General features: G+C 43.8%; 1 protein-coding gene. It reads left to right on the plus strand.

Going from position 1 to position 550, the window contains the following annotated elements:
* Positions 1 to 131: 131 nt before the first annotated feature.
* Positions 132 to 550: transposase (locus H6A34_RS14590; RefSeq protein ID WP_275955213.1), on the plus strand; the 419-nt coding region annotated here is incomplete at its 3' end.

The raw sequence follows: 550 nt of genomic DNA on the forward strand, positions 1-550 counted from the left end.
CTTTTTCCAATACACCTGTTAATATTACGTGAGTTCGGTATAAGAAAACGATTGAAAAAGTTGTGGGAATGAGATATCTTTAGTACCTTTATAGTTGACAATCAATAAGTTACATAAAAATATCCATTCCCATGACTGATGCAAATATAATAGAAATTTTCTGTATTCTTGATGAGTTCTGCAAATATTTTGCTCCTGAACTGAAAAAACACACGCTGGACATCTGCGGCAAACGTCGCCGCAACCGCCAGTGCCTCATGTCCGACAGCGAGGTGATGACCATTCTCGTACTGTTCCATATCTTGCGCCACCGAGACCTCAAGTCTTTCTACCTCGGTTATGTATGTAACCACATGCGCAAAGAGTTTCCACACCGCCTGTCGTACAACCGCTTCGTAGAACGCCAGGCTAAGGTAGGACTCCATCTTTTGCTGTTCCTGCAGACATGTGCGTTGGGTAAATGTACTGGAATATCCATTATCGACTCCACACCGTTGAAGTCATGCAATATAAAGCGTGCGCACAGCCACAGGACGATGAAGGGATGGGC

This window comes from Marseilla massiliensis (genome assembly GCF_016899855.1).
Classification (GTDB): domain Bacteria; phylum Bacteroidota; class Bacteroidia; order Bacteroidales; family Bacteroidaceae; genus Prevotella.